Annotated in this window: 19 protein-coding genes; 8 read left to right on the top strand and 11 right to left on the bottom strand. The window is 73.2% G+C overall.

The genetic code is table 11. The features are described 5' to 3' along the window. Positions 1-173 precede the first annotated feature (173 nt). Positions 174-1688 (top strand): carboxylesterase family protein, encoded by a 1515-nt coding sequence (locus tag AB0O01_RS01985; RefSeq protein WP_365309983.1) that lies wholly within the window; start codon positions 174-176, stop codon positions 1686-1688. Positions 1689-1723: 35 nt separating this feature from the next. Then, a complete protein-coding gene (locus AB0O01_RS01980) occupies positions 1724-2548 on the top strand; it encodes a hypothetical protein (RefSeq protein ID WP_365309980.1) in 825 nt (274 codons plus the stop codon). Positions 2549-2820: 272 nt separating this feature from the next. Here the strand turns inward: AB0O01_RS01980 and AB0O01_RS01975 are convergent, their stop codons facing one another. Together AB0O01_RS01975 and AB0O01_RS01970 are read right to left on the bottom strand one after the other, a co-directional pair. After that, positions 2821-3249, bottom strand: coding sequence for a heme-binding protein (locus AB0O01_RS01975; protein ID WP_365309978.1), 429 nt, complete (start codon positions 3247-3249; stop codon positions 2821-2823). A gap of 12 nt (positions 3250-3261) precedes the next feature. Further along, positions 3262-4194, bottom strand: coding sequence for a hypothetical protein (locus AB0O01_RS01970; RefSeq protein ID WP_365309976.1), 933 nt, complete (start codon positions 4192-4194; stop codon positions 3262-3264). A gap of 262 nt (positions 4195-4456) precedes the next feature. Here AB0O01_RS01970 and AB0O01_RS01965 point away from each other — a divergent pair, with 262 nt between their 5' ends. Continuing rightward, entirely contained in the window at positions 4457-4816 is a 360-nt protein-coding gene (locus AB0O01_RS01965; protein WP_365309974.1) for an aldehyde dehydrogenase family protein, read from the top strand. Here the strand turns inward: AB0O01_RS01965 and AB0O01_RS01960 are convergent. Beyond that, the gene (locus tag AB0O01_RS01960; RefSeq protein WP_365309972.1) at positions 4780-5310 is read right to left on the bottom strand and encodes an Lrp/AsnC family transcriptional regulator; all 531 of its coding nucleotides are present in this window, start codon (positions 5308-5310) and stop codon (positions 4780-4782) included. The two genes, AB0O01_RS01965 and AB0O01_RS01960, sit on opposite strands and share 37 nt — an antisense overlap. Positions 5311-5460: 150 nt before the next feature. After that, positions 5461-6072 carry a TetR/AcrR family transcriptional regulator gene (locus tag AB0O01_RS01955; protein ID WP_365309970.1) on the bottom strand — a complete coding sequence of 204 codons (612 nt, stop codon included), beginning with the start codon at positions 6070-6072 and terminating at the stop codon, positions 5461-5463. A 289-nt stretch (positions 6073-6361) separates the two neighbouring features. Here AB0O01_RS01955 and AB0O01_RS01950 point away from each other — a divergent pair, with 289 nt between their 5' ends. Then, positions 6362-7870 (top strand): carboxylesterase family protein, encoded by a 1509-nt coding sequence (locus AB0O01_RS01950; protein ID WP_365309968.1) that lies wholly within the window; start codon positions 6362-6364, stop codon positions 7868-7870. A gap of 37 nt (positions 7871-7907) precedes the next feature. Here AB0O01_RS01950 and AB0O01_RS01945 read toward each other — a convergent pair whose 3' ends face one another. From AB0O01_RS01945 to AB0O01_RS01930, 4 genes are all read right to left on the bottom strand, one after another. Continuing rightward, the gene (locus AB0O01_RS01945) at positions 7908-8579 is read right to left on the bottom strand and encodes a response regulator transcription factor (RefSeq protein ID WP_365309966.1); all 672 of its coding nucleotides are present in this window, start codon (positions 8577-8579) and stop codon (positions 7908-7910) included. Further along, positions 8576-9862, bottom strand: a complete 1287-nt coding sequence (locus AB0O01_RS01940) for a sensor histidine kinase (RefSeq protein ID WP_365310471.1) — start codon at positions 9860-9862, stop codon at positions 8576-8578. The genes AB0O01_RS01945 and AB0O01_RS01940 overlap by 4 nt, the downstream gene beginning before the upstream one ends. A 28-nt stretch (positions 9863-9890) precedes the next feature. Then, positions 9891-10733 carry an ABC transporter permease gene (locus AB0O01_RS01935; protein ID WP_365309964.1) on the bottom strand — a complete coding sequence of 281 codons (843 nt, stop codon included), beginning with the start codon at positions 10731-10733 and terminating at the stop codon, positions 9891-9893. A 196-nt stretch (positions 10734-10929) separates the two neighbouring features. Beyond that, the gene (locus tag AB0O01_RS01930) at positions 10930-11874 is read right to left on the bottom strand and encodes an ATP-binding cassette domain-containing protein (RefSeq protein WP_365309962.1); all 945 of its coding nucleotides are present in this window, start codon (positions 11872-11874) and stop codon (positions 10930-10932) included. A gap of 245 nt (positions 11875-12119) precedes the next feature. On the opposite strand from AB0O01_RS01930, the gene AB0O01_RS01925 reads away from it, so the two are divergent. Next, positions 12120-12677, top strand: a complete 558-nt coding sequence (locus tag AB0O01_RS01925) for a hypothetical protein (RefSeq protein WP_365309960.1) — start codon at positions 12120-12122, stop codon at positions 12675-12677. Positions 12678-12756: 79 nt separating this feature from the next. Here AB0O01_RS01925 and AB0O01_RS01920 read toward each other — a convergent pair whose 3' ends face one another. Next, positions 12757-13929: an agmatine deiminase family protein gene (locus AB0O01_RS01920; protein ID WP_365309958.1), complete on the bottom strand. Its 1173-nt coding sequence runs from the start codon at positions 13927-13929 to the stop codon at positions 12757-12759. A 136-nt stretch (positions 13930-14065) separates the two neighbouring features. On the opposite strand from AB0O01_RS01920, the gene AB0O01_RS01915 reads away from it, so the two are divergent. Then, positions 14066-14647: a TetR/AcrR family transcriptional regulator gene (locus tag AB0O01_RS01915; protein ID WP_365309956.1), complete on the top strand. Its 582-nt coding sequence runs from the start codon at positions 14066-14068 to the stop codon at positions 14645-14647. Here the strand turns inward: AB0O01_RS01915 and AB0O01_RS01910 are convergent. Together AB0O01_RS01910 and AB0O01_RS01905 are read right to left on the bottom strand one after the other, a co-directional pair. Beyond that, the gene (locus AB0O01_RS01910) at positions 14644-15930 is read right to left on the bottom strand and encodes a DUF2254 domain-containing protein (RefSeq protein WP_365309954.1); all 1287 of its coding nucleotides are present in this window, start codon (positions 15928-15930) and stop codon (positions 14644-14646) included. The two genes, AB0O01_RS01915 and AB0O01_RS01910, sit on opposite strands and share 4 nt — an antisense overlap. A 491-nt stretch (positions 15931-16421) precedes the next feature. Further along, on the bottom strand, positions 16422-17390 hold the full coding sequence (locus tag AB0O01_RS01905; protein WP_365309952.1) for a helix-turn-helix domain-containing protein: 969 nt from the start codon (positions 17388-17390) through the stop codon (positions 16422-16424). A 162-nt stretch (positions 17391-17552) separates the two neighbouring features. Here AB0O01_RS01905 and AB0O01_RS01900 point away from each other — a divergent pair, with 162 nt between their 5' ends. Together AB0O01_RS01900 and AB0O01_RS01895 are read left to right on the top strand one after the other, a co-directional pair. Further along, positions 17553-18611 (top strand): saccharopine dehydrogenase NADP-binding domain-containing protein, encoded by a 1059-nt coding sequence (locus AB0O01_RS01900; protein WP_365309950.1) that lies wholly within the window; start codon positions 17553-17555, stop codon positions 18609-18611. Between the two features lie 285 nt (positions 18612-18896). After that, positions 18897-20813, top strand: coding sequence for an alkyl sulfatase dimerization domain-containing protein (locus tag AB0O01_RS01895; protein WP_365309948.1), 1917 nt, complete (start codon positions 18897-18899; stop codon positions 20811-20813). The last annotated feature ends 62 nt before the right edge of the window (positions 20814-20875 follow it).

Below are 20875 nucleotides of genomic sequence, written 5' to 3'. Positions count from 1 at the left end.
TAGGTGACCTAGTCTTCTAAAGTCTGGACCCGGTCCGGATCCAGCAGTCCTGGTCCTGGTCTTGTTCCTGGTTCCGGTCCGGTACCGCGGTGACCGGGGTGCGGGGCGCCTCATGACTGAGGCCGCACGAGATCGCGCGGCCTCAGTGGGATACGAGCTTCCGGAGAGTCATCATGAGCCGAGTCCGTGTGGAGCAGGGCATCCTCGAAGGCAATGAGAGGCGCGGAGTGCTCCGCTACCGAGGCGTGCCGTACGCCGCCCCGCCGGTCGGCGACCTGCGGTGGGCGTCACCCCGGCCGCCCGTGCCCTGGGCGGGGGTGCGGGACGCGACCGAGTTCGGCCCCGTCGCCGTCCAGACCGTGGACCTGGGGCTCGATCTCGGCGCCGAGCCCAGTGAGGACTGCCTCCATCTGAACATCTGGACCACCAGCACGGATCCGGACGCCCGCCGCCCGGTGATGGTGTGGATCCACGGCGGCGGCTTCCTCAACTGGTCCGGCTCGATGACGGACTACCACGGCTCCTCCCTCGCACAGCGCGGGGTGACCTATGTGTCGTTCAACTACCGGCTCGGCGCCTTCGGCTTCCTCCAGCACCCGGACGCGGACGGCAACGCCGCCGTCCAGGACTGGGTCGCCGCCCTGGAGTGGGTGTCCCGCAACATCGCCCGGTTCGGCGGCGACCCGGACAACGTCACCGTCTTCGGCCAGTCCGCCGGCGCGGACGCGGTCCGAACGCTGCTGGCCACGCCGGGCGCGCGGGGGCTGTTCCACCGGGCCGTCCTCCAGAGCGCCGGCGTCGAGGACATCGCCGCCCGCCGGGCACCGGGCCGCAGGGAGCGGCTGCTCGCCGCGAGCGCCCGGTTCTGCGAGCAACTGGGCAGCGATGATCTGGGGCGGCTGCGCGCGATGCCGGTGCACGAGGTGTGCAGGGCGTCGCTGACGGCCGCGAGCGTCATGCCGCCGCCCGGTCAGGTGCACACCCCGGCCAACCTCGTCTGGGCCCCGACCGAGGACGGCCGGGTGGTGGGGGAGGACTTCTCCTGCTGGGACCCGGCCGTTCCGGTGCTGTTCGGCCACACCGCCGACGAGGGACGCTTCTTCGTCCGTCCGACCGGGCCCCACGGCGGCCCGCCCGGCGGCGTCGACCCCGCCCGGATCTACACCCGGGAAACGCTGGAGAACATGGCCGCGGTCCTCGGCGGGGACCAGGCCGACGCCCTCCTCGCCCAGCTCACCGGCACCCCCTACGAGGCACTGGCCCGGCTCTTCACGGACGCCGTGTGGACCGAGCCGGCCCTGGCCTCGTACCGCCGCTTCACGGCGCTGGGCCGCACCGCGTACGCCTACCGCTTCGACCGGGTCGCGCCGGGTCACCGGGAGTCGGGGATGCTGGCCTTCCACTGCGCCGACATCCCCTATGTCTTCGGGCACATCCGGCCCGGGAACGGCTACGACGAGCAGGACGTGCGCGTGTCGGAGACGATGCTGCACGCCTGGACGGAGTTCGCCCGCACCGGTGTTCCGAGCAGCCCGGACGGCACCCCCTGGCCCGCCGCCGACGCGGCCGAACCGCTGCTCACCGTCATCGACGCGCAGACCCGCGCCCGCCCGCTGGAGATCGCCCCGGTCACCGGACTGATCCACACCCTGCGCGCCCCCGCCCCCGCCCCTTCCTCCGCCCACTGACCCCCGGGGCGCGCCCTGCACGAAAGGAGTCACCCATGACCGCGACACCACCGCCGACCACTCAGGTCCAGCCCCATGAACTGCCGGCCTCCCTGCGCGAGGCCGGTCTCACCAACTGGGTGCGCGAGCCCCTGGACGACGCCGTGGACCGGCGCCGCCGCCTCATCGTCCCCCCGGCCGCGGCCACCCTGGGCACCCCCGCCCACCCGCACCGCGAGACCCTCTTCGCCGAGGTGCGCCACCCCGACACGGTGTTCATGATGGGCGACAACCCGGCCCTGCCCAGGATGCCCGACCGCCCCACCCTCGCCGACTTCTTCCGGTACCGCGTCGCCCTCAGCGACATGGGTTCGCTGCACCTGCTCCAGAGCGCCCGGGTGGCCCGGGAGAACGGCCTGGACGACAAGGTGGTCCTGGCCTGCCTCCTCCACGACATCGCTGTCCCCGGGCTGCTCTCCGCCAACCACGGTTACTGGGGTGCCCAGTTGGTCGCGCCCTATGTCGACGAGGAGGTGGCCTGGGCCATCCAGAAGCACGAGGCGCTGCGCTACTTCGCGGACGAGTCGGTCGGGTACAGGTACCCGGACGCGTATGCCACCTACTTCGGCGCCGACTACCGGCCGCCCGAGCACACCCGCCGGGACGCCGAGGAGGCGCGCAAGCACCGCTGGTACATGACCGCGCGGCTGGTGACGGTCAATGACATCTACTCCTTCGACCGTGAGGTCAAGGTCGAGTTCGAGGAGTTCGAGGACATCGTGGGCCGTCACTTCCGCCAGCCCCGCGAGGGACTGGGGTTCGACGGATCACCGACGGCCCATATGTGGCGCACGATGATCTGGCCCAACAACTTCCTCTGAGTCCCTGGGAGAAGTGAGTCTCCGGGAGAGGTGAGTCTCCGGCACGAGTGGGTCTCCGGCACCAGTGGGGCGGGCAGCGTCGGTCGCTGCCCGCCCCACTGCCGTACCCGGATGTCCGACCCCTCCCATGCGTCCGGAGAGCAGGGCCGCCGCGGGCACGTCGATGCGGGGAGGTGCGGACCGGTCCGACCTCGCCGATGCCGATCGCCGGGGTCGCCGGGGCCCGGTGCACCACCCCGCTGGCCGCACAAGGGGCCGAAGGGACGTGACCCTCAGCCCGCGTCGGGAGTGAACCCGGCCGCGCTGATGGCGGCCACCGCGCACTTCTCGTCGTTGTCGGGAAGGTCGCCGCTGACACCCACGCCACCGATGACCCGGCCGTCGGCATCACGGATCAGCACCCCGCCGGGAACCGGCACCACCCGCCCGTGGGAGAGGGTGTCGAGCGCCGAGAAGAAGGCCGGGGCCATCTCCGCGCGCTTGGCCAGGAGCCGCCCGCCATGGCCGAGGGCCACGGCCCCCCAGGCCTTGGCCTGGGCGATCTCGGGACGCAGCATCCCATTGCTGCCGTCGTCCCGCTTGAGAACCTGGACCTGCCCGTTGGCGTCCAGCACCGCCACCGTCAGCGGCCTGAAGCCGAGGGACCGCCCCTCCGCCAGGACCAGGTCGGCGATCGTGGAGGCGATGTCGAGTTGCAGCATGGTGATCGTTCCTCAGAAGCCGGAGTCGACATGGATGGGCTGGCCGGGGGACGGGTCGGGGTCGACCTCGTACTCCTCGGACGCCTCCTGGGGGACCACGACGGGCGGCAGCCCGATCAGGATCAGCTCCAGCTCGGAGGTGTCGGTGGCCGACAGGGTCAGTTCGTCGCCCGGGTCGGCCCGCAGGGTGGTCATGTACCGGAGGTCCTCGCCGTGGGCGGCGCCCTCGCCGGACAGCACGGTCAGGATGCGCTCCGCGCCGGAGTCGGCCGACGTCCACGCGGCGCCGGGGCCCAGCTTGACCATCTCGATCCAGACGCCCCGCTCGGAGAAGGAGCCCATGTACTTGTGCTCCACCCCCTTGGCCCCGTCCACCGGCAGCCAGTTGAAGCGCCTGGGGTCGGCGATGACCGGGTGGTTGTAGCGGGGACGCGGGTACTTCAGACGCTCGCCGAAGACATGCTCCCAGACGGTGTTCAGACCCCACTGGCGCTTGCCCTCGGGACTCACGTACAGCGGGCCCTCGAATGTGCCGCCGGCCTGGATCAGCTCCTTCATCGCCTGCCGGCGCTGCTCGATGCTCATGAAGCCGTACCCCGACGAGCCACCGAACTGGAGGGCCAGCGCGAGCGGCTCACCGGGCTTGAGATCGGTCAGCGGCGACTCCTGGGGACCGTACGACAGGCCCTCCGGGAAGTAGCCGATCTGGCCCTCCTTCAGCTCGACCTTGGGGCCGTAGGTGGTGTTGGAGCCGACCAGCGGGATGCGGATCTGCTCGAAGTTGTGCCGGTGGCGCGGCATGGACCACTCACCGACCTGCCGGGCCAGGACGTACATGTAGTTGTTCGGTGATCCTGGCTCGCCCCGGAGCAGGTGCTGGAAGTGCAGCACACCGCTGGGGTGGTCCTTGAACCAGTTGTCGTCGTCGTAGTGCACGATCTGCACGATGACCTCCACTGATCAGTGAAACGTGCGGGTACGCGGCTCGCGCGGACGGCTCGGCCCTGCGGGGGGTGGCCGGCTCGCGCGGTGGGTCTCGCGGGGGATCTGGGGGGAGGGGGCTTGCGATGGTTTTTGCGGAAGGCGTCTTGCGGAGGATCTTCCGAAAGGTCTCGCGAAGAGTTATCTCCTATTAACTTCAACACTAGGTCACCTAGAGACTGCGGGCAAGGTCTGGCGACCGAGTAGGTCACTCTTCCGGTTCCCCTTGCCCGGACCGGGCTCAGCGGCGTTCTCCGGCGCGCCCGGCGGCCATCCCCTCGCCACCACCGGATTCGCGCCGGTCGCCGCGCTGCTGCGGGCCCGGTCCGCCGCGCACGCGATCGAGCGGGCCAACGACACCCCCTACGGGCTGTCGGCCTCGCTCTACACCCGGGACCTGGCCGCGGCGCTCACCCACACCCGGGAGCTGGAGGCCGGGATGATCCGGGTCAACGCACCGACCACCGGGCTCGACCACTGGGCACCGTTCGGCGGCACCAAGGAGTCCGGCTTCGGCCCCCGCGAACAGGGCCTGGCCGCCCGGGAGTTCTACACCGAGTCGACGACGGTCGTGCTGGGTCCCTGATCTCCCGGGTGCCCCGGCCGTTCGCCGTTCTCCGCCGTCTCCCGCAGCAGCGGCGCCATCCGCAGCGGTACGACCTCCACCAGCGACAGCATGGTGTTCGACCGGATGACGCCGCTGCACGACAGCAGGGTCCGGGTCACCCGGTACAGGTCCTCGCTGTCGCGGGCCACCACCCGCAGCAGCAGATCGGCGGTGCCGGTGACGGCGTGCACCTCGCAGACCTCGGGCACGGCGGCGATCTCGTCGAGTGTCCGCTCGCCCTCCACCTGGCCGATCTCCAGGGTGATGAAGGCCAGTACCGGCCGCCCGAGCCGCTCCGGGCGGACCCGCACACTCGGCGGCGCGAGCGTGCCGTCCGACTCCATCCGGCGCTGGCGGCTCTGCACGGTGTTCCGGGCGAGCCGGAGCCGGTCGGCGAGCGCGACGGTCGTCGCCAGCGGCTCCTGGTCGAGCGCGAGCAGCACGCGCGCTCCGGTACGGTCCACTGTTCCCATGCCGCTGATCCTCCTCCTGCGTGACTGCTGTGACGGCTATGACTGCTGTGACGGCCATGACGACTGGGGCCGCTTGATCGCTGTGATCGCTGTGACGCACACCGGGTGAGCGCGGTGCTCAAGGGCGGGCCGAAGGGTGCGGCACTCGGCTCAGTCCGGGTCGGTGAGCGCCGTGCCGAGGGCGGCGAGACCGTCGGTCAGCTCCCGCAGGGTCACATCGGCGACCAGATGGTGACTGATGATCAGCCCCGGCATGAGCGCGAAGAGGACGGCGGCGGTCGCCTCCGGGTCGGCGCCGGGGCGCAGATGGCCGTCGGCCCGCCAGCGTGCGGCGAGTTCGGCCAGCCGGGCGCGGGCGGCCGTGTAGTGGTCCCGGGCGAGGGTCTTCAGTCCGGGGTTGCCGAGGACCTCGGCCCAGGCCTGGACGGCGAGTTTGGTCATGTCGAGGCCGGGCTGGGCGGTCCGGGTCTCCAGTTCGCCCACCAGGATCGCCAGGGTCCGGGCGGGGGTGGGGGTGGGCCGGAGGTCGAGGAGCCGGGCGAAGGTGTCGTGCACGAGGCCGAGCCCGCGTTCCGCCGCGGCCTGTATCAGCTCCTCCTTGCTGCGGAAGTGGCGGTAGACGGCGCTGGAGGACCAGCCCGTCGCGGCGATCACATCGTCCATGGACGTGGCGTGGAATCCCTTCTCGGCGAAGCACGTCAGTGCGCTGGTCAGGACGTGATCGCGGCGCTTGGCCCGGGTCTGTTCGGTGAGGCGGGGCATGACACCAGCATAAACGGAAACGTTCGTTTGCGTTTATGGGGGGCGCGGCCCTAGACTGGCGAGGGCGGCAGGCACCGGAGGCGGGAGCGGGCGGACCGGCGACTCCTAGGTCCGGCGCCGAGCCCCGCCCCAACCCCGCCCGAGCCGTCGATCCCGCCGGGCCGCGCGCACAGCCACCCGCGCTCCCACCGATTCCCCCCTTCACCGCCCCCGGCGGCCCCTGGGCGGCGGCGAGCCCCCACGCCCCGCCGGAGCAGGCGGACCCACCCCTCTCACCGGAGGCACCACCGTGCAGCCCATCGTCCAGACCCAGCAGGGCCCCGTCCAAGGCTTCACCGAGGAGGGCGTCCACAAGTTCCTCGGCCTGCCCTACGCCGCACCGCCCGTCGGCGACCTGCGCTGGCGCCCGCCCGTCCCGCCCGCCGGGTGGACGGACGTCCGGCAGGCGACCGAGTTCGGGCCGATCTGCCCGCAGACGGCCGGCGCGGTGTTCCGGACGCGGGCCGCGCGCGAGAGCGAGGACTGCCTGTACCTCAATGTCTGGACCGGCACGGTCGACACCGGGGCGCGCCGGCCGGTGATGGTGTGGATCCACGGCGGCGGCTACCTCGGCGGCGGAGGCTGCGAGGACGGCACGGACGGCACCCATCTCGCCTCCCTGGGCGTCACCCTCGTCAGCGTCAACTACCGCCTGGGCGCCTTCGGCTATCTCGCGCACCCCGGCCTCGGCAGCAACTTCGGGGTCCAGGACCAGATCGCCGCCCTGCGGTGGGTGCGGGAGAACATCGAGGGGTTCGGCGGCGACCCCGACCGGGTGACCGTCTTCGGCCAGTCGGCGGGCGGCCACTCCGTGCGCACCCTGCTCGGCGCGCCCTCGGCGGCGGGCCTGTTCCAGCGCGCGATCCTCCAGAGCGGCGGGAGCGAACGCTTCACCTTCGACCCCAAGCGGCCCAACGAGAACACCCACGAGGCCAGCCGGACCCTCGTCGAACGCCTCGGCGGCGGGGGAGCGGACGCGCTGCGCCAGGTCCCCACCCGGACCGTCAAGGAACTCTCCCACCAGCTCAGCGGGGTCATCCCGAAGAAGGGCCGGGTGCACACCCCCGCCAAGCTGACCTGGATGCCCGTCACCGACGGCGGGATCCTGCCCACCGACGCCGACTCCCGCCCCCTGGCCCCGGTACCGCTGCTGCTCGGCCACACCCGCAACGAGTCGCGGTACTTCATCAAGCCGGGCATGCTCCCGTACAACAGGCTGCTCCTGTGGATCCTCACCCGTGCCCTGGCCGGTCCCCGGGCCAGGGCGGTGCGCGCCGAACTGACGGCGCGGGGCGGGCCCGTGTACGACCGCTTCGACCGTGTCTACACGGCCGCCGTCTTCGCCGAACCCCTCCTGGCCACGGCGGAGCGGCTCCTGACGACCGGCCACGATGTCCACTGCTACCGCTTCGACCGGGTCTCGCCCGGCGCCGCGACCTCCGGCTTCCGCGCCCAGCACACCGCCGAACTCCGCTACCTCTTCGGCACCCTCACCCCCGACGGGTACGACGACGAGGACCGGCGGATCGCCACCTGGATCCAGCGCCAGTGGATCGCCTTCGCCCGTGACGGCGCCCCGGAGGACCGCGCCCACTGGCCGCGCTACGACCGGGACGGCCGCATCGCGGTCATCGACACCGCCCTCGGCCCGGGCCGCCTCGACGACGACCCCGTCGTGTCCCTGCTGCACAGCCGCCGGACGGGCGCGGCACGCGATCCCGAGTTCCCCGGCCTCGGCCCGGAACACAGCCGGCTCTGACGCTGCCGCCCCCGCAGGCGGGCCACCCCGGCGGGGATCAGCGGGCGTTGGGCCGGGCCAAGCCGTGATCGTAGGCGAAGATCACGGCCTGGATCCGGTCGCGGGCGCCTATCTTGGCCAGGACGCGGCCGACATGGGTCTTCACCGTCGACTCGGACAGCACGAACCGGGCCGCGATCTCCCCATTGGTCCAGCCCTTGCCGATGGCCACGAGGATCTCCCGCTCGCGCTCGGTGAGCGAACCCAGGACCCGGTCCCCGGCCGGATCCGCGCGACGCGTCGGCACATAGCGGGTGAACTCGTCCAGCAGCCGCCGGGTCAGGGCGGGCGCGATCACCGCGTCACCGGAGGCCACGGCACGGATCGCGGCGAGGAGTTCATCGGGGCGCGCGTCCTTCAGCAGAAAGCCACTGGCACCGGCCCGCAGCGCGGAGTGGACGTACTCGTCCAGGTCGAAGGTGGTGAGGACCAGCACCCGGGAGCGGCCCCCCGAGGCGACGATCCGGCGGGTGGCCTCGATCCCGTCCATCCCCGGCATCCGCACATCCATCAGCACCACGTCCGGCCGCAGCTCCGCCGCCTTGCGCACGGCCTCGGTGCCGTGCGCGGCCTCGCCGACGACCTCCGTCTCGGGGACGGAGTCCAGCAGCAGATGGAAGCCGTACCGCTGGAGCGGCTGGTCGTCCACGATCAGTACGGTCGTCGTCATCCGTCACCGTCCGCGGGGGTGAGGTCGAGGACGGCGTCCACCCGCCACCCTCCCCGGTCCGTCGGCCCCGCGGTGACGGTTCCGCCGTACAGTGCCGCTCGTTCGCGCATGCCCACCAGACCGTGTCCCTCCTCGTCGGGCGGTCCGGGCCGGGCGGCCGGGCCGGTGTCCTCGACCCGTACGGTCAGCCGCCGCCCGTCCTCGGCATGGACCGCCAGCCGTACCCGGGTACCGCTGTCCGCATGCTTCAGCACATTGGTGAGAGCTTCCTGAACGAGACGGTAGACGGTGAGCTGCACACCCCCGTCGAGGGCGTCCATCTCGCCGGACGTCCGGTAGACCACCTCCAGCCCGGCCGCCCGCACCGTCGCGCACAGCGCGCCGATGTCGGTGATGCCGGGCTGCGGGCTGAGCGGGGCCGCGCCCGGCGCACCGCCCGCCGTCGGCTCGCGCAGCACGCCGAGCACCCGCCGCAGCTCGCCCAGGGCCTGACGGCCGGTGTCACCGATGAGCCGCAGCGTCTCCTTGCCCCGCGCGGGGTCGATGTCCGCGGCGTAGGCCCCGGCGTCCGCGAGGGTGATGATGACGGCCAGGTTGTGGCCGACGACATCGTGCATCTCGCGGGCCACCCGGGTCCGCTCGGTCGCGGTGGCCAGCCTGCTGCGCTGATCGCGTTCGATCTCCAACTGGGCGGCGCGTTCCCGCAGCCCGGCGAGCTGGGCCCGCCGGGTACGGATCATCAGGCCGAGCGCCAGGGCCGCCGTCGCCGTGCTCAGCAGGAAGAACAGCGAGTCCCAGACCGACACCGCCGCCGAGATCCGCACCGCGGCCAGCACCATCGCCCCCGCCGTCGCCGCGCACGCCCACGGCAACTGCCGCAGCGGCCCGTGCAGCGCCAGGCTGTACAGGGCGACGAAGAGGGCGACATCCGCGCGCAGCACGGCCCCCAGCGACCACTGGAGGACGAACACCGCGGTGATCGCCGCGAACGCGTACAGCGGTCTGCGCCGCCGCCACAGCAGCGGCAGCACGAGTCCGGCCTGCAACGCCAGCGTCGCCGCGACCGGGAGTGGCGTGTAGACCGGCCGCAACCGGCGCGGCCCGTCGCCGTTGCCCACCGGGCCGTGCAGCAGATCGGGCAGACAGAAGGCGAGGAAGACCAGGGCCACGACCGCGGAGTCCAGCACCCACGGACGCGCCCGGTCCGCCCGCCGCAGCCGCCGCCCGCCCCGGGACAGACGGGCGACCAGCGGTCCCATCGCGGTGAGGTCGTCGGCGGTCACTGAGGTCACCCTGCCATGGTGCGCCCGGTCAGGCGTCGCCGCGGACCAGCCGGTACGCGGCACCCGCCAGCGCCAGCCCGGTCCAGCCGAGGAAGACCAGCAGCCCGGCCGACGGCGACAGCGTGGCCGCGTCATGGGTGAGGGCGAACATCGCCTCCCCGGCGTGGGAGGGCAGGTAGGGGCTGATGTTGTCCTGCCAGGAGCTGGGCAGCAGCGAGATCAGCCCAGGGACCAGCATGAACGTGGCGACGAGCACCGAGATGCCGCCCGCCACGGACCGCAGCAGCGCGCCCAGCGCCGTACCGATCACACCGACCAGACCCAGATAGAGCCCCGCGCCCAGCAGGCTCCGGGTCACCCCCGCGTCCGACAGGCTCATGGCCGCCGGAGTGCCGGACAGGATCGCGTTGCCGATCAGAAACGCGACGAACCCGCCCACCGTTCCCACGGCCAGCGACACCAGCCCGTACACCGCCGCCTTCGACCACAGCACGGGCAGCCTGCGCGGCACCGCGGCCAGCGTCGAGCGGATCATGCCGGTCGAGTACTCCCCGGCCGTGACCAGCACACCGAGGACGCCCAGGGCGAGCTGGGCGAAGCCGGTGCCGAAGAGGGACAGGCTGACCGCCGTCGCGTCGGCGAAGTCGCCGCCCGGCCCGCCGGAGTCGGACCCCGAGGTGTACCGGCTGGCGGAGATCACACCGAAGGCCACCAGGAACAGCAGTCCGAGACCCAGGGTGATCCAGGTCGACCGCAGGGACCAGAGCTTGGCCCACTCGGACGCCAGCACCCGCCGCCCGGTCACCCGGTAGCGGGGGCGGACGGGGGCGGTACGGAGGTCGTCCCCGGTCGTTTCGGTGACGGTACTCATAGGGGCCTCGCGGGGGTGTCGGGGCGGTCGGGCGTGGGTGCGGTGATGGCGCCGGAGGTGGCGGTGGCCGCGGTGGCTGCCGTGGCTGTGGTGGCTGTGGTGGTGGTCGCGGTACTGACGCGGGCCTTCCCGCCCGGCGCGGTGATCCCCTGCGGGTGGGTGCGCCGACGCGCGCACCGGGCTCCTGGCACCGCGCTCACGCCGGCCTCCCCGCCCCGGCCGCCCCGGCCGTCGTCGTCGCACCGTGGTACTCCACCGCGTCCCGCGTCAGCTCCATGAACGCCGACTCCAGCGACACCGTCCGCGCGGTCAGTTCGAACAGCGCGATCCCGTGCTCGGCGGCCCGCAGCCCGATCTCACGCGCGGTCAACCCGGCCACCTGCAACTCCTCGGAGCCGATCCGGCCGGTGACGGAGACACCCGGCCCCGCCAGGACGTCCCGCAGCCGCCCCGGATCCTGCGTGGCCACGGTCACCGTGTTCCCGCCCGCGTCGCGGATCAGATCCGTCACCGTGGTGTCGGCGAGCAACCGGCCCCGCCCCACGACGATCAGATGGTCCGCGACCAGTGCCATCTCGCTCATCAGATGCGACGACACCAGCACCGTTCGCCCCTCGGCGGCCAGGGTCTTCAGCAGATTGCGGATCCAGAGCACTCCCTCCGGATCCAGCCCGTTGACCGGCTCGTCCAGCATGACCGTCTGCGGGTCGCCCAGCAGCGCCGCCGCGATGCCCAGCCGCTGCCCCATCCCCAGGGAGAACGCGCCCGCCCGCTTGCGCGCCACACTGCCGAGCCCGGCCAGTTCGATGACCTCGTCGATCCGGCGGCGGGGAATGCCATGGGTCAGCGCGAGCGCCCTGAGGTGCTGATACGCCGAGCGGCCCGGATGGATCGACTTCGCCTCCAGCAGCGCGCCGACCTCCTGGAGCGGCGCCCGGTGGCGGGCGTACGGGCGGCCGTTCACGGTGACGGAACCACTGGTCGGGGCGTCCAGGCCGACGACCATCCGCATGGTCGTGGACTTCCCGGCACCGTTGGGCCCCAGGAACCCGGTCACCGAGCCCGGCCGCACCACGAAGTCCAGCCCGTCCACGGCCGTCTTCTCGCCGTACCTCTTGGTCAACTGCCGTGCCTCGATCACGCGCGCCCTCCCTGTCGGCCCCGGGCGCCCGCTTTCGGCGCCACACCTGTGACGCTAGGCGCCGGACCACCCCACCCCGGTGGTACCGGGAGACCGCACTCCGCCCCGCGCGTGGTACCCCGGTACTGCTCCCGCCCGACGACGCCCCCCGGCACCGCGCCGCCTGAACTCCCCCGGGGGGCCGTACGATGCCGACGGTCGGCGGGGCGGGGCCCACCGGGGGAGGCAGGGGAGGCAGGGGAGACATGGATCAGCTCTGGCCGGCGGTCGTCGCGGGACTCGCCGGGCTCGTCGGCGCGGCACTCGGCGGGTACTTCGCCCGCTCCGGTGCCGTCACGGGCGCCCGGACCGCCGCCGACGCCATCACCCGCCAGGTCGACCAGCAGCGCGCCAACGAACTCCAGCACTGGATCCGCCAGGAGCGCCGTACGGCCTACGACGAGGTCATCCGCGCCCAGGGCGTACTGGCCCGGCACCTGGCCGCGTTCCGCACGGCGCTGGAGCACCAGGAGCCGCGCGGGACCGTCGACGAGGAACTGAACGCCGCGTGGGCGTCGCTCTCACTGGCGTGCAGCCGCACCCGCCTCTTCGGGCCGGACCCGGTCTGGACTGCCGCCGTCCGGCTCCGCGAGGCGGCCCACGCCGGACTCGCCGCGCACCGCGCCTTCGCCCGGCGCGTCGACGGCGGCGGCGCCTTCCCGGGGTGGGGGGAACTGGCCGCTCCCCGGCAGGAGATGAAGGACGCCGGAGCCGAGTTCTTCGACCGGTGCCGGACCGCGCTGGAGATCCCGCCCGACCGCTGAGCCACGGGGGCGTCCACATCTCACCGCGCACCGCCCGACCGTGGCGCGCTGCGAGGGTGTCGGCCGGGGTCGGTGGGGATCAGTCGACGGGCCGCCCCGGCTGGTCGTGCGTGGCGCAGTGGATGCCGCCGCCCCCGGCGGCGACCGTGTCGATCACGACCGGCACGATGTCACGGTCCGGGAAGTGCTCCTGGAGGATGCCCCGCGCCCGGTCGTCGGCCCTCCGGTCACCGAACCGGGGCAGGAACACCGAGTCGTTGGCGACATAGAAGTTGGCGTACGTCGAGACGAAGTCGTCGCCCTCACCCGTGATCCGGTCCAGGTCGGGCTGCGGCAGATCGATCACCTCGAACCGGCGCCCCCGCGCGTCGGTCGCCTCCGTCAGCACCGACCGCGCCTGATCGGCCGCCCGCGACCAGGAGTCCGGCGGCGTCCCGGGGAACACCTGGTCCAGCAGGACCACCCCCGGCGCGGTGAACCGCACGAGACTGTCGACATGGGCGTCCGTGATGTCCTCACCGCGCACCCCCTTCAGCCACACCACCTTCTCGACACCCAGGGTGGCCATCAGGTCCGCCTCGATGGCGTCCCTGCTCAGACCGGGGTTGCGGTTCTCGTTGACGATCGAACTCTCGGTGATCAGCAGGGTGCCCTCACCGTCGGTCTCGAAGGAGCCGCCCTCCGAGACCAGGGGCGCCGACACCGCGGGCAGCCCGTACTCGGACAGCACGGTCCCGGCGACCCGGGCGTCATGGGTGTGCTCCTGCTTGCGGCCCCACCCGTTGAAGTGGAAGTCGACCCCGAGGACCTCGCCGTCCTCCTCCACGAACACCGGCACGGTGTCACGGGCCCACAGATCGTCGACCGCGATCGGCACGACCTCGACCTGACCGCCGCACGCCCGCTGAGCGGCCCTGCGCTGCTCGGGCCGGGCCATCATGACGACGTACTCGTAGTCCGCCACCGCGCGGGCGATCCGGGCGATGTCCTCGCGGACGTACGGCAGGTCCGCGCCCCACACCGACTCCAGGGCGGGCCACGACATGAACGTCCGGGCGTGGCTGTCCCACTCGGCGCCGAAGCGGCGCCCCGCGGGGGCGGTCCGGGCGGTGGTACGGGAGCCGGTCCGGGAGGCGGTGGGCTGCGCTCCGGCGCCACCGCCCGGCCCGCAGCCCACCGCCCCGAGGGCGAGCGCGCCGAACCCGGCGAGGGTCCGCAGGGTGGTGCGGCGGGTGGGGGGACGGTGGGACACGATGCACTCCGAACGTTTCTGTCCTGCCTCTGTCTGTACCCGCACTCTGACACTGACTGAAAATTCAGTCAAGGTGGATGATGGCCGTGATCAAGAGGGGCGGTGGCCGTGATCGGCCCCGGTAGGGTTACGGGTCATGGCGTCCCGCAGTACTCAGATTCTCGAAGCGGCAGCCCGGCTGATCGCCCGGCGCGGCGTCCGCGGCCTGCGGGTGGAGGAACTCGCGGCGGAGGCGGGTGTCTCCACGGGGCTGATCTACTACCACTTCAAGGACCGCACCGGGATCCTGCGCCACACGCTGGAGTTCATCAACGACCGGGCCGAGCGCTACACCACGGCCCGCGACCCGGACGCCCCGCCGCCGAGCCCGCGCGAGGAGCTGGAACGGACCCTCCTCCTGGAGTTGCAGGACACCGAGGAGGTGCGGGAGAACAGCGCCGCCTGGGGCGAGCTGCGGTCGAGCGCCGTCTTCGAGCCCGCCCTGCGGGAGGACCTCGCCGGGGCGACGCTGGTGTGGGTGCGGGAAGTGGCCGCCCTGCTGGGCCGGGTGAGGCCGACGGCCCCGGCCACGGACCTGACCGCAACCGCCGAGCGGCTCACGGCCCTGCTGGAGGGCCTCAGCATGCGCTGGCTCAGCGGCGGCCTCGCCGCCGACCGGGCCCGGACGCTCCTGCTGGGCGCCATCGAGGCGGAACTCACCGCTCTCGGCCGACGCTAACCCCGGCGCCCGCCCAGCCCTTGATGGTCGGACCGGCCGGCCACCTCGTTGAGGAGGGGATCGGGGAGCCCGGCGGCGGTCAGCCGGCGCAGGGCCTCGCGGCGTTCGAGGAGCGGGGCACGGCGTTCGGCCGGGGCGGCGGCCAGCACCCGGTCGAGCAGGGCGTGCAGCCGCCGGGCGACCTGGGGGTTGCCCGCACCGTAGAGAAGGGTCTCGTCCAGGGCGAGGGAGACCAGGCCGGGCCAGTCGGAGGCCGGGCACAGCACCCGGGGCCGCCCGGCGCGGTCCAGCAGCCAGGCGGGACCGAGGGGCCGCCCGGCGAGCCGGAGCAGCCCGTCCTCGATCTGGTCCAGGGCCTGGACGGCGGTCGTGGGGTCGTTGACGGCCGGGGACAGGGCCCGTACGGCGATGTCGGCGAGCAGCCGCAGCCCGTACCCGGGATCCTGCTCGACGGTCCGGCCGGGCCCGTGACGCAGACAGGCGGCGACCCGGCGGGCCAGCCGCCCGCTCACGGGCCGCCCGCCGACCCCTTCGACGCGGGCCACGACCGTGCCCGTCCCGACGAAGTCACCGACCCCCTGGGACAGCCGGACCCGGATGTCGTGCCGGGCGGCGAGCCGGGCCAGCCGGGGCTCCTTCACGGCCTGGAGGACGGCCGGTCCGCCCCCGTACGGGACGGGCACGGTGCGGTCCCCGTCGGGCGGCGCGAGGCCGGGTACGGCGGTGACCGGCGGGGTCGTCGGACTGGTCTCCTCGATGACGACGCGCAGCCGGTCGCCGACCGAGCGGGCCAGGCCCCCGCCGGTCACCGCGTGCCGCAGCGCACCGATCAGCAGGAGCACGGTCACCGCGTCGATCAGCACCAGGCAGACGGCGAGGGTCACACTGGTGCGGGGCACGTTGTCGCCGCGCACATCGCTGAGCGCGACCAGCGCGTACAGGGCGGTGCCGATCAGCAGCCCGAAGAGCACCAGATACCGGCTGAAGTGACCGAGCGCCGAGACCAGCCGGGGGGACATGGACTGCACGGTCTGGATGACGAGCGTGATGGCCGTGATGATGAACCCGGCCAGGGTGATCATGCCGCCCGCGATGGCGGCGAGGGTCGCCTGCGCGGTGGACGCGTCGAAATCCAGCTCGGCGTTCGGCAGATGCTCCTCCCACCGGGGCAGCGCCCAGCCGAGCAGCGCCCCCGCGACCACCAGGAACAGCGCCAGCCCCAGACTGCGCATCCGGCGCCGCCGCTGACTGCCCCGGCCGCGGCGCGGATAGCGGGTACGCACGGCTCCCTCGGGGGGCGGGGGCATGGTCATGGGCGGCGGCGGTGGGATGTCAACGGGGGGCACCTCCGCGCGGGTGAGCGAGCGTGATCACAAGCACGGTATCCGAAATGTCCGATTGCGGAGGGGTGGGGGAGGGCCGAGAGGGCGACGGGGGAGGGGGGACGGGGAGGGTCCGCCTGGTGGGGACGTGGCGGGCGGGGAGGGCCGCCCCGATCCATGAGGTGAGGCCGGTATGGCCCGAGGCCCGGCCCTCTCCGTCGTCGGAGAGCGCCGGAAACGGCCCGGCTACACGCCCGCCCCATAGGCGCGTGCCTCCCGTTGCTGATCGTCCTCGGCTTCTTCACCTGGCCGGCATCGCGCATCCGCCGCCGGGGTCTGGCGGGCGGGGGCGACGAGCGCGCCCCCGCAGGCGCCTCGGCCGCCTCGCTCCGCGCTTCAGGCGGGGCCGCTGAGCGACGGCGCGGGGGTTCCCGGCCGGGGGGCCGCGTCCGTCATGCGTCCGCGGGCATCGACGAGACCCCCGCCCGCGCGCGGAACGTCCGCCGATAGGTGTCCGGCGGGACGCCCACCGTGCGGTTGAAGTTCCGGCGCAGCGTCGTTGCCGTCCCCATGCCCGTGGCCGCGGCGATGCTGTCGATGCCGTCGTCCGTGGTCTCCAGCAGTGCCTGGGCGTGGCGGATGCGCTGGATGAGGAGCCATTGCAGAGGGGTGGTGCCGGTCACGGACCTGAAGTGGCGGCCCAGGTGCCGTGAACTCATGCGCGCCCGGCGCGCCAGGTCCTCCACGGTCAGCGGCTGGTCCAGGCGGGCCATGACCCAGGGGAACAACTCGGCCAGCGGGTGGTTGGCCGGCGCGGGGACGGGCGTGGTGACGTACTGGGCCTGCCCGCCGTCCCGGTGCGGTGGCACGACCAGACGGCGGGCGAGGGTGTTGGCCATCGCCGAGCCGTGGTCCAGGCGGACGAGGTGCAGGCACAGGTCCATGGCGGCGGCCTTCCCCGCCGAGGTGAGCACGCTGCCGCTGTCCACATAGAGGACGTCCGGGTCGACCGTCACCCGGGGATGACGGTCGGCCAGGTCGCGGGCGTGCGCCCAGTGCGTGGTCGCCCGTCTGCCGTCCAGCAGACCGGCCGCGGCCAGCACGAAGGCACCCGTGCACAGGGAGGCCACCCGCGCCCCCGCCTCATGGGCCGCGCGCACCGCGTCGACCAGCTCGCCGGGCGGCTCCCGGTCGATGTCGGTCCAGCCCGGCACGATCACGGTGTCCGCGTACGGCAGCCGGTCCAGCCCGTGGTCGGGCTCCAGCCGGAACGGGCCGACCCGCACCGGGCCCGGCCCGCAGACGCTGAAGTCGTACCACTGACCGGTCACGCTCGACGGCGGCGAACCGAACACCTCGCACGCCAGGGCCAGTTCGAAGTGCAGCATCCCGTCGGTGACGGCCAGGGCCACGGAGTCCATGTCCGTAATTGTACGGGGCCCGTCGTTCCGGACACTCGTGGCGGGATGGCGCACTCGACAGGATGTTCATGACGGAAGAACGGCGGACCGCGGCGCATCGCGGCCGGTTGGCCGGTCGGCCGGTCGCGGTGGATCGACGCAACTGACTGAAGGAGAACGGCCATGGGTTCGGGACAGACGGTGACGGTGTTCGGCGCGTACGGGCACACCGGGCGCTTCGTGGTGGCGCGGCTGCGGGAGCGCGGGTTCGTCCCGGTCCTCTCCGGCCGCGACGCCCGAAAACTGGCGGAGTCCGGGGCCGGGACGGGACTCGATGTCCGGCCCGCGTCGGTCGACGACCCGGCCGCGCTCGACCGCGCACTGTCCGGCGCGTCCGCCGTCATCAACTGCGCCGGACCCTTCGCCACCACCGCCGCCCCCCTCATCGAGGCGGCCCTGCGCGCCGGGATCCCGTACGTGGATGTCGCGGCCGAGATCGAGGCCAACGCCGACACCTTCACCCACTTCGCCGACCGCGCCCGCGCCGCGCGCGTGGCGGTCGTCCCCGCGATGGCCTTCTACGGCGGACTCGGCGACCTGCTGGCCACCTCCGCGATGGGCGACTGGACGGCGGCGGACGAGGCGCACATCGCGTACGGGCTGAACAGTTGGCACCCCACCGCGGGGACCCGTGCCGCCGGGGCGGTCTCCCGCGAGCGGCGCGGCGGCGCCCGGGTCGTCTACACCGGCGGCCGACTGGCCCACCGCCACGACACCCCGCCGACCCTCGCATGGCACTTCCCCGGCACGATGGGGACCCGGGCCGTCATCGGGGAGTTCACCATGGCCGATGTCGTCACCGTCCCCAGCCATCTGGCCATCCCCGAGGTCCGCACCTACATGACGGTCGAGGCCGCCGGTGACCTGGCGTCCCCCGACACCCCGGCCCCGACACCCGCCGACCCCCAGGGACGGTCCGCGCAGACCTTCCTCGTCGATGTCGTCGTCCGCCGCGGCGGCGCCGAACGCCGGGCCACCGCCGCCGGGCAGGACATCTACGCCGTCACCGCGCCCCTCGCCGTGGAAGCCGTCGAGCGCATCCTCACCGGCCGGACCAGGACGACCGGCGTCGCCTCCGCGGGCGAGATCTTCGACGCGCCCGACTTCCTGCGCGCACTGTCCCCCCACATCACCCTGAACGCCGAGGCCGCGGACGCCACCGACGCCGCCACGAGACCGTGACCGCCACCGGCCCCGCAGAACCGCCACCGGCCCCCTCCGATCCAGGCCCCGCCCCCTCCGATCCGCCCCCGCCCCATCCCCCCCCGCTCACCCACCCGGCCCTCACCCGTTCGCCGACGCACCCGGCGCGGGCCAGGGTGGCAGTGGCAGGTGGCAGTGGCCGCCCGTCCGTCCGTGCCGGACCGTCGGCCGAGGAGAGCGCGCGTGCCGCAGGCCGAGGAGAGCGCGCACCAGCGAGCGAGCACCGAGCGAGCAGTGAGCGAGCAGTGAGCGAGGGAGACCGGAATGCCGCAGAACGCCGAACCCCGGCCCGCCGAGCCGTCCGTCGCACGGGCCAACGAGGAGGTGCTGCGGCGCTTCCCCTTCGACGACACCCAGGACCTGGAGGACGCCCGGCGCGGCTTCATGGGGACGGCCCGGGAGAGCGTCGTCCAGGACGCCGCCGGGCACACCGTCTGGGACCTCGGCGCCTACGGCTTCCTCGCCCAGGACTGCCCGGCGACCGCCAACCCCAGCCTGTGGCGGCAGAGCCGCCTCTGCTCCGACCACGGCCTCTTCGAGGTCACCGAGGGCATCTACCAGGTCCGCGGCTTCGACCTCTCCAACATGACGATCGTCGAGGGCGAGCGCGGCATCCTCGTCATCGACCCCCTGATCTGCGCCGAGACCGCCGCCGCGGCCCTCGCCCTGTACCGCGCGCACCGCGGGGCCCGGCCGGTGACCGGCGTCCTCTACACCCACAGCCACGCCGACCACTTCGGCGGCGTCCACGGCGTCGTCTCCGACGAGGAGGTCGCCGCCGGCGTCCCCGTCCTCGCCCCGCACGGCTTCCTGGAGCACGCGGTCAGCGAGAACGTCTACGCCGGTACGGCGATGAACCGCCGCGCCGCCTACATGTACGGCGCCGCCCTCCCCAAGGGCCCGCGCGGACAGATCGGCGCCGGGCTCGGACAGACCACCTCGACCGGCACCGCCGGACTGATCCCGCCCACCGTCCACATCACCCGCACCGGACAGACGGAGACCGTCGACGGCATCCGGATGGTCTTCCAGCTCACCCCCGGCACCGAGGCACCCGCCGAGCTGAACCTCCACTTCCCCGACCACTCCGCCCTGTGCATGGCCGAGAACGCCACCCACAATCTGCACAACCTGCTGACCCTGCGCGGCGCCGAGGTCCGCGACCCGCGTGTCTGGGCCGCCTACCTCACCGAGGCCGTCGACCTCTTCACCGACCGCACCGATGTCGCCTTCGCCTCCCACCACTGGCCCACCTGGGGCCGCGAGCGCGTGATCGCCTTCCTCACCGGGCAGCGGGACCTGTACGCCTACCTCCACGACCAGACCCTGCGCCTGCTCAACCAGGGCCTCACCGGCCCCGAGATCGCCGAACGCGTCACCCTGCCCCCGGCCCTGGAACGGGCCTGGCACACCCATGGCTACTACGGCTCGGTCAGCCACAACACCAAGGCGGTCTACCAGCGGTACCTGGGCTGGTTCGACGGCAACCCCGCCCATCTGTGGGAGCACCCGCCCGTGGAGGCCGCCCGCCGCTACGTCGAGTTCATGGGCGGCACCGACGAACTCCTGCGCCGCGCCCGCCAGTCCTACGCCGACGGCGACTACCGCTGGGTCGCCCAGGTCGTCCACCACGCCGTCTTCGCCGACCCGGACAACGCCGAGGCCCGCACCCTCCAGGCCGACGCCCTCGAACAGCTCGGCTACGGCAGCGAGAACGGCACCTGGCGCAACTTCTACCTCATGGGCGCCTACGAACTCCGGCACGGCCCCGTCGCCACCCCCACCTCCACCGTCTCGCCCGACCTCCTCGCCGCCCTCACCCTCGGCCAGCTCCTCGACTCCCTCGCCATCCGGGTCGACGGCCCCCGCAGTTGGGACGCCGACATCACCATCCGCTGGAAGCTCACCGACGGCGACGCCGACGGCGACCCCCTCACCCTGCGGCTGCGCAACGGCGTCCTCACCCATGTCACCGGCACCGGACCCGCCGCCGCGGGCGACCCCGACGCCGAGTTCACCCTCACCGAGGCCACCCTGCGCGCCGTCCTCCTCGGCACCCTCCCGCCCGCCGACCTGCCGTCCCACGAGGGCGTCCGGGTGACCGGGGACCCCACCCGGCTCACCGAGCTGCTCGGCCACCTCGACACCCCGGACCCGGACTTCCCGATCGTCACCCCATGAGAACGTCCGTCCCCGTCCCGGCGCCCCCGTCGACCTCACCCGCCCCCGCCGCCCCGAGAACC

This window comes from Streptomyces sp. NPDC093252, from assembly GCF_040683675.1.
Taxonomy (GTDB): Bacteria; Actinomycetota; Actinomycetes; order Streptomycetales; family Streptomycetaceae; genus Streptomyces.
This window is presented reverse-complemented; position numbering and strand designations above follow the sequence as displayed.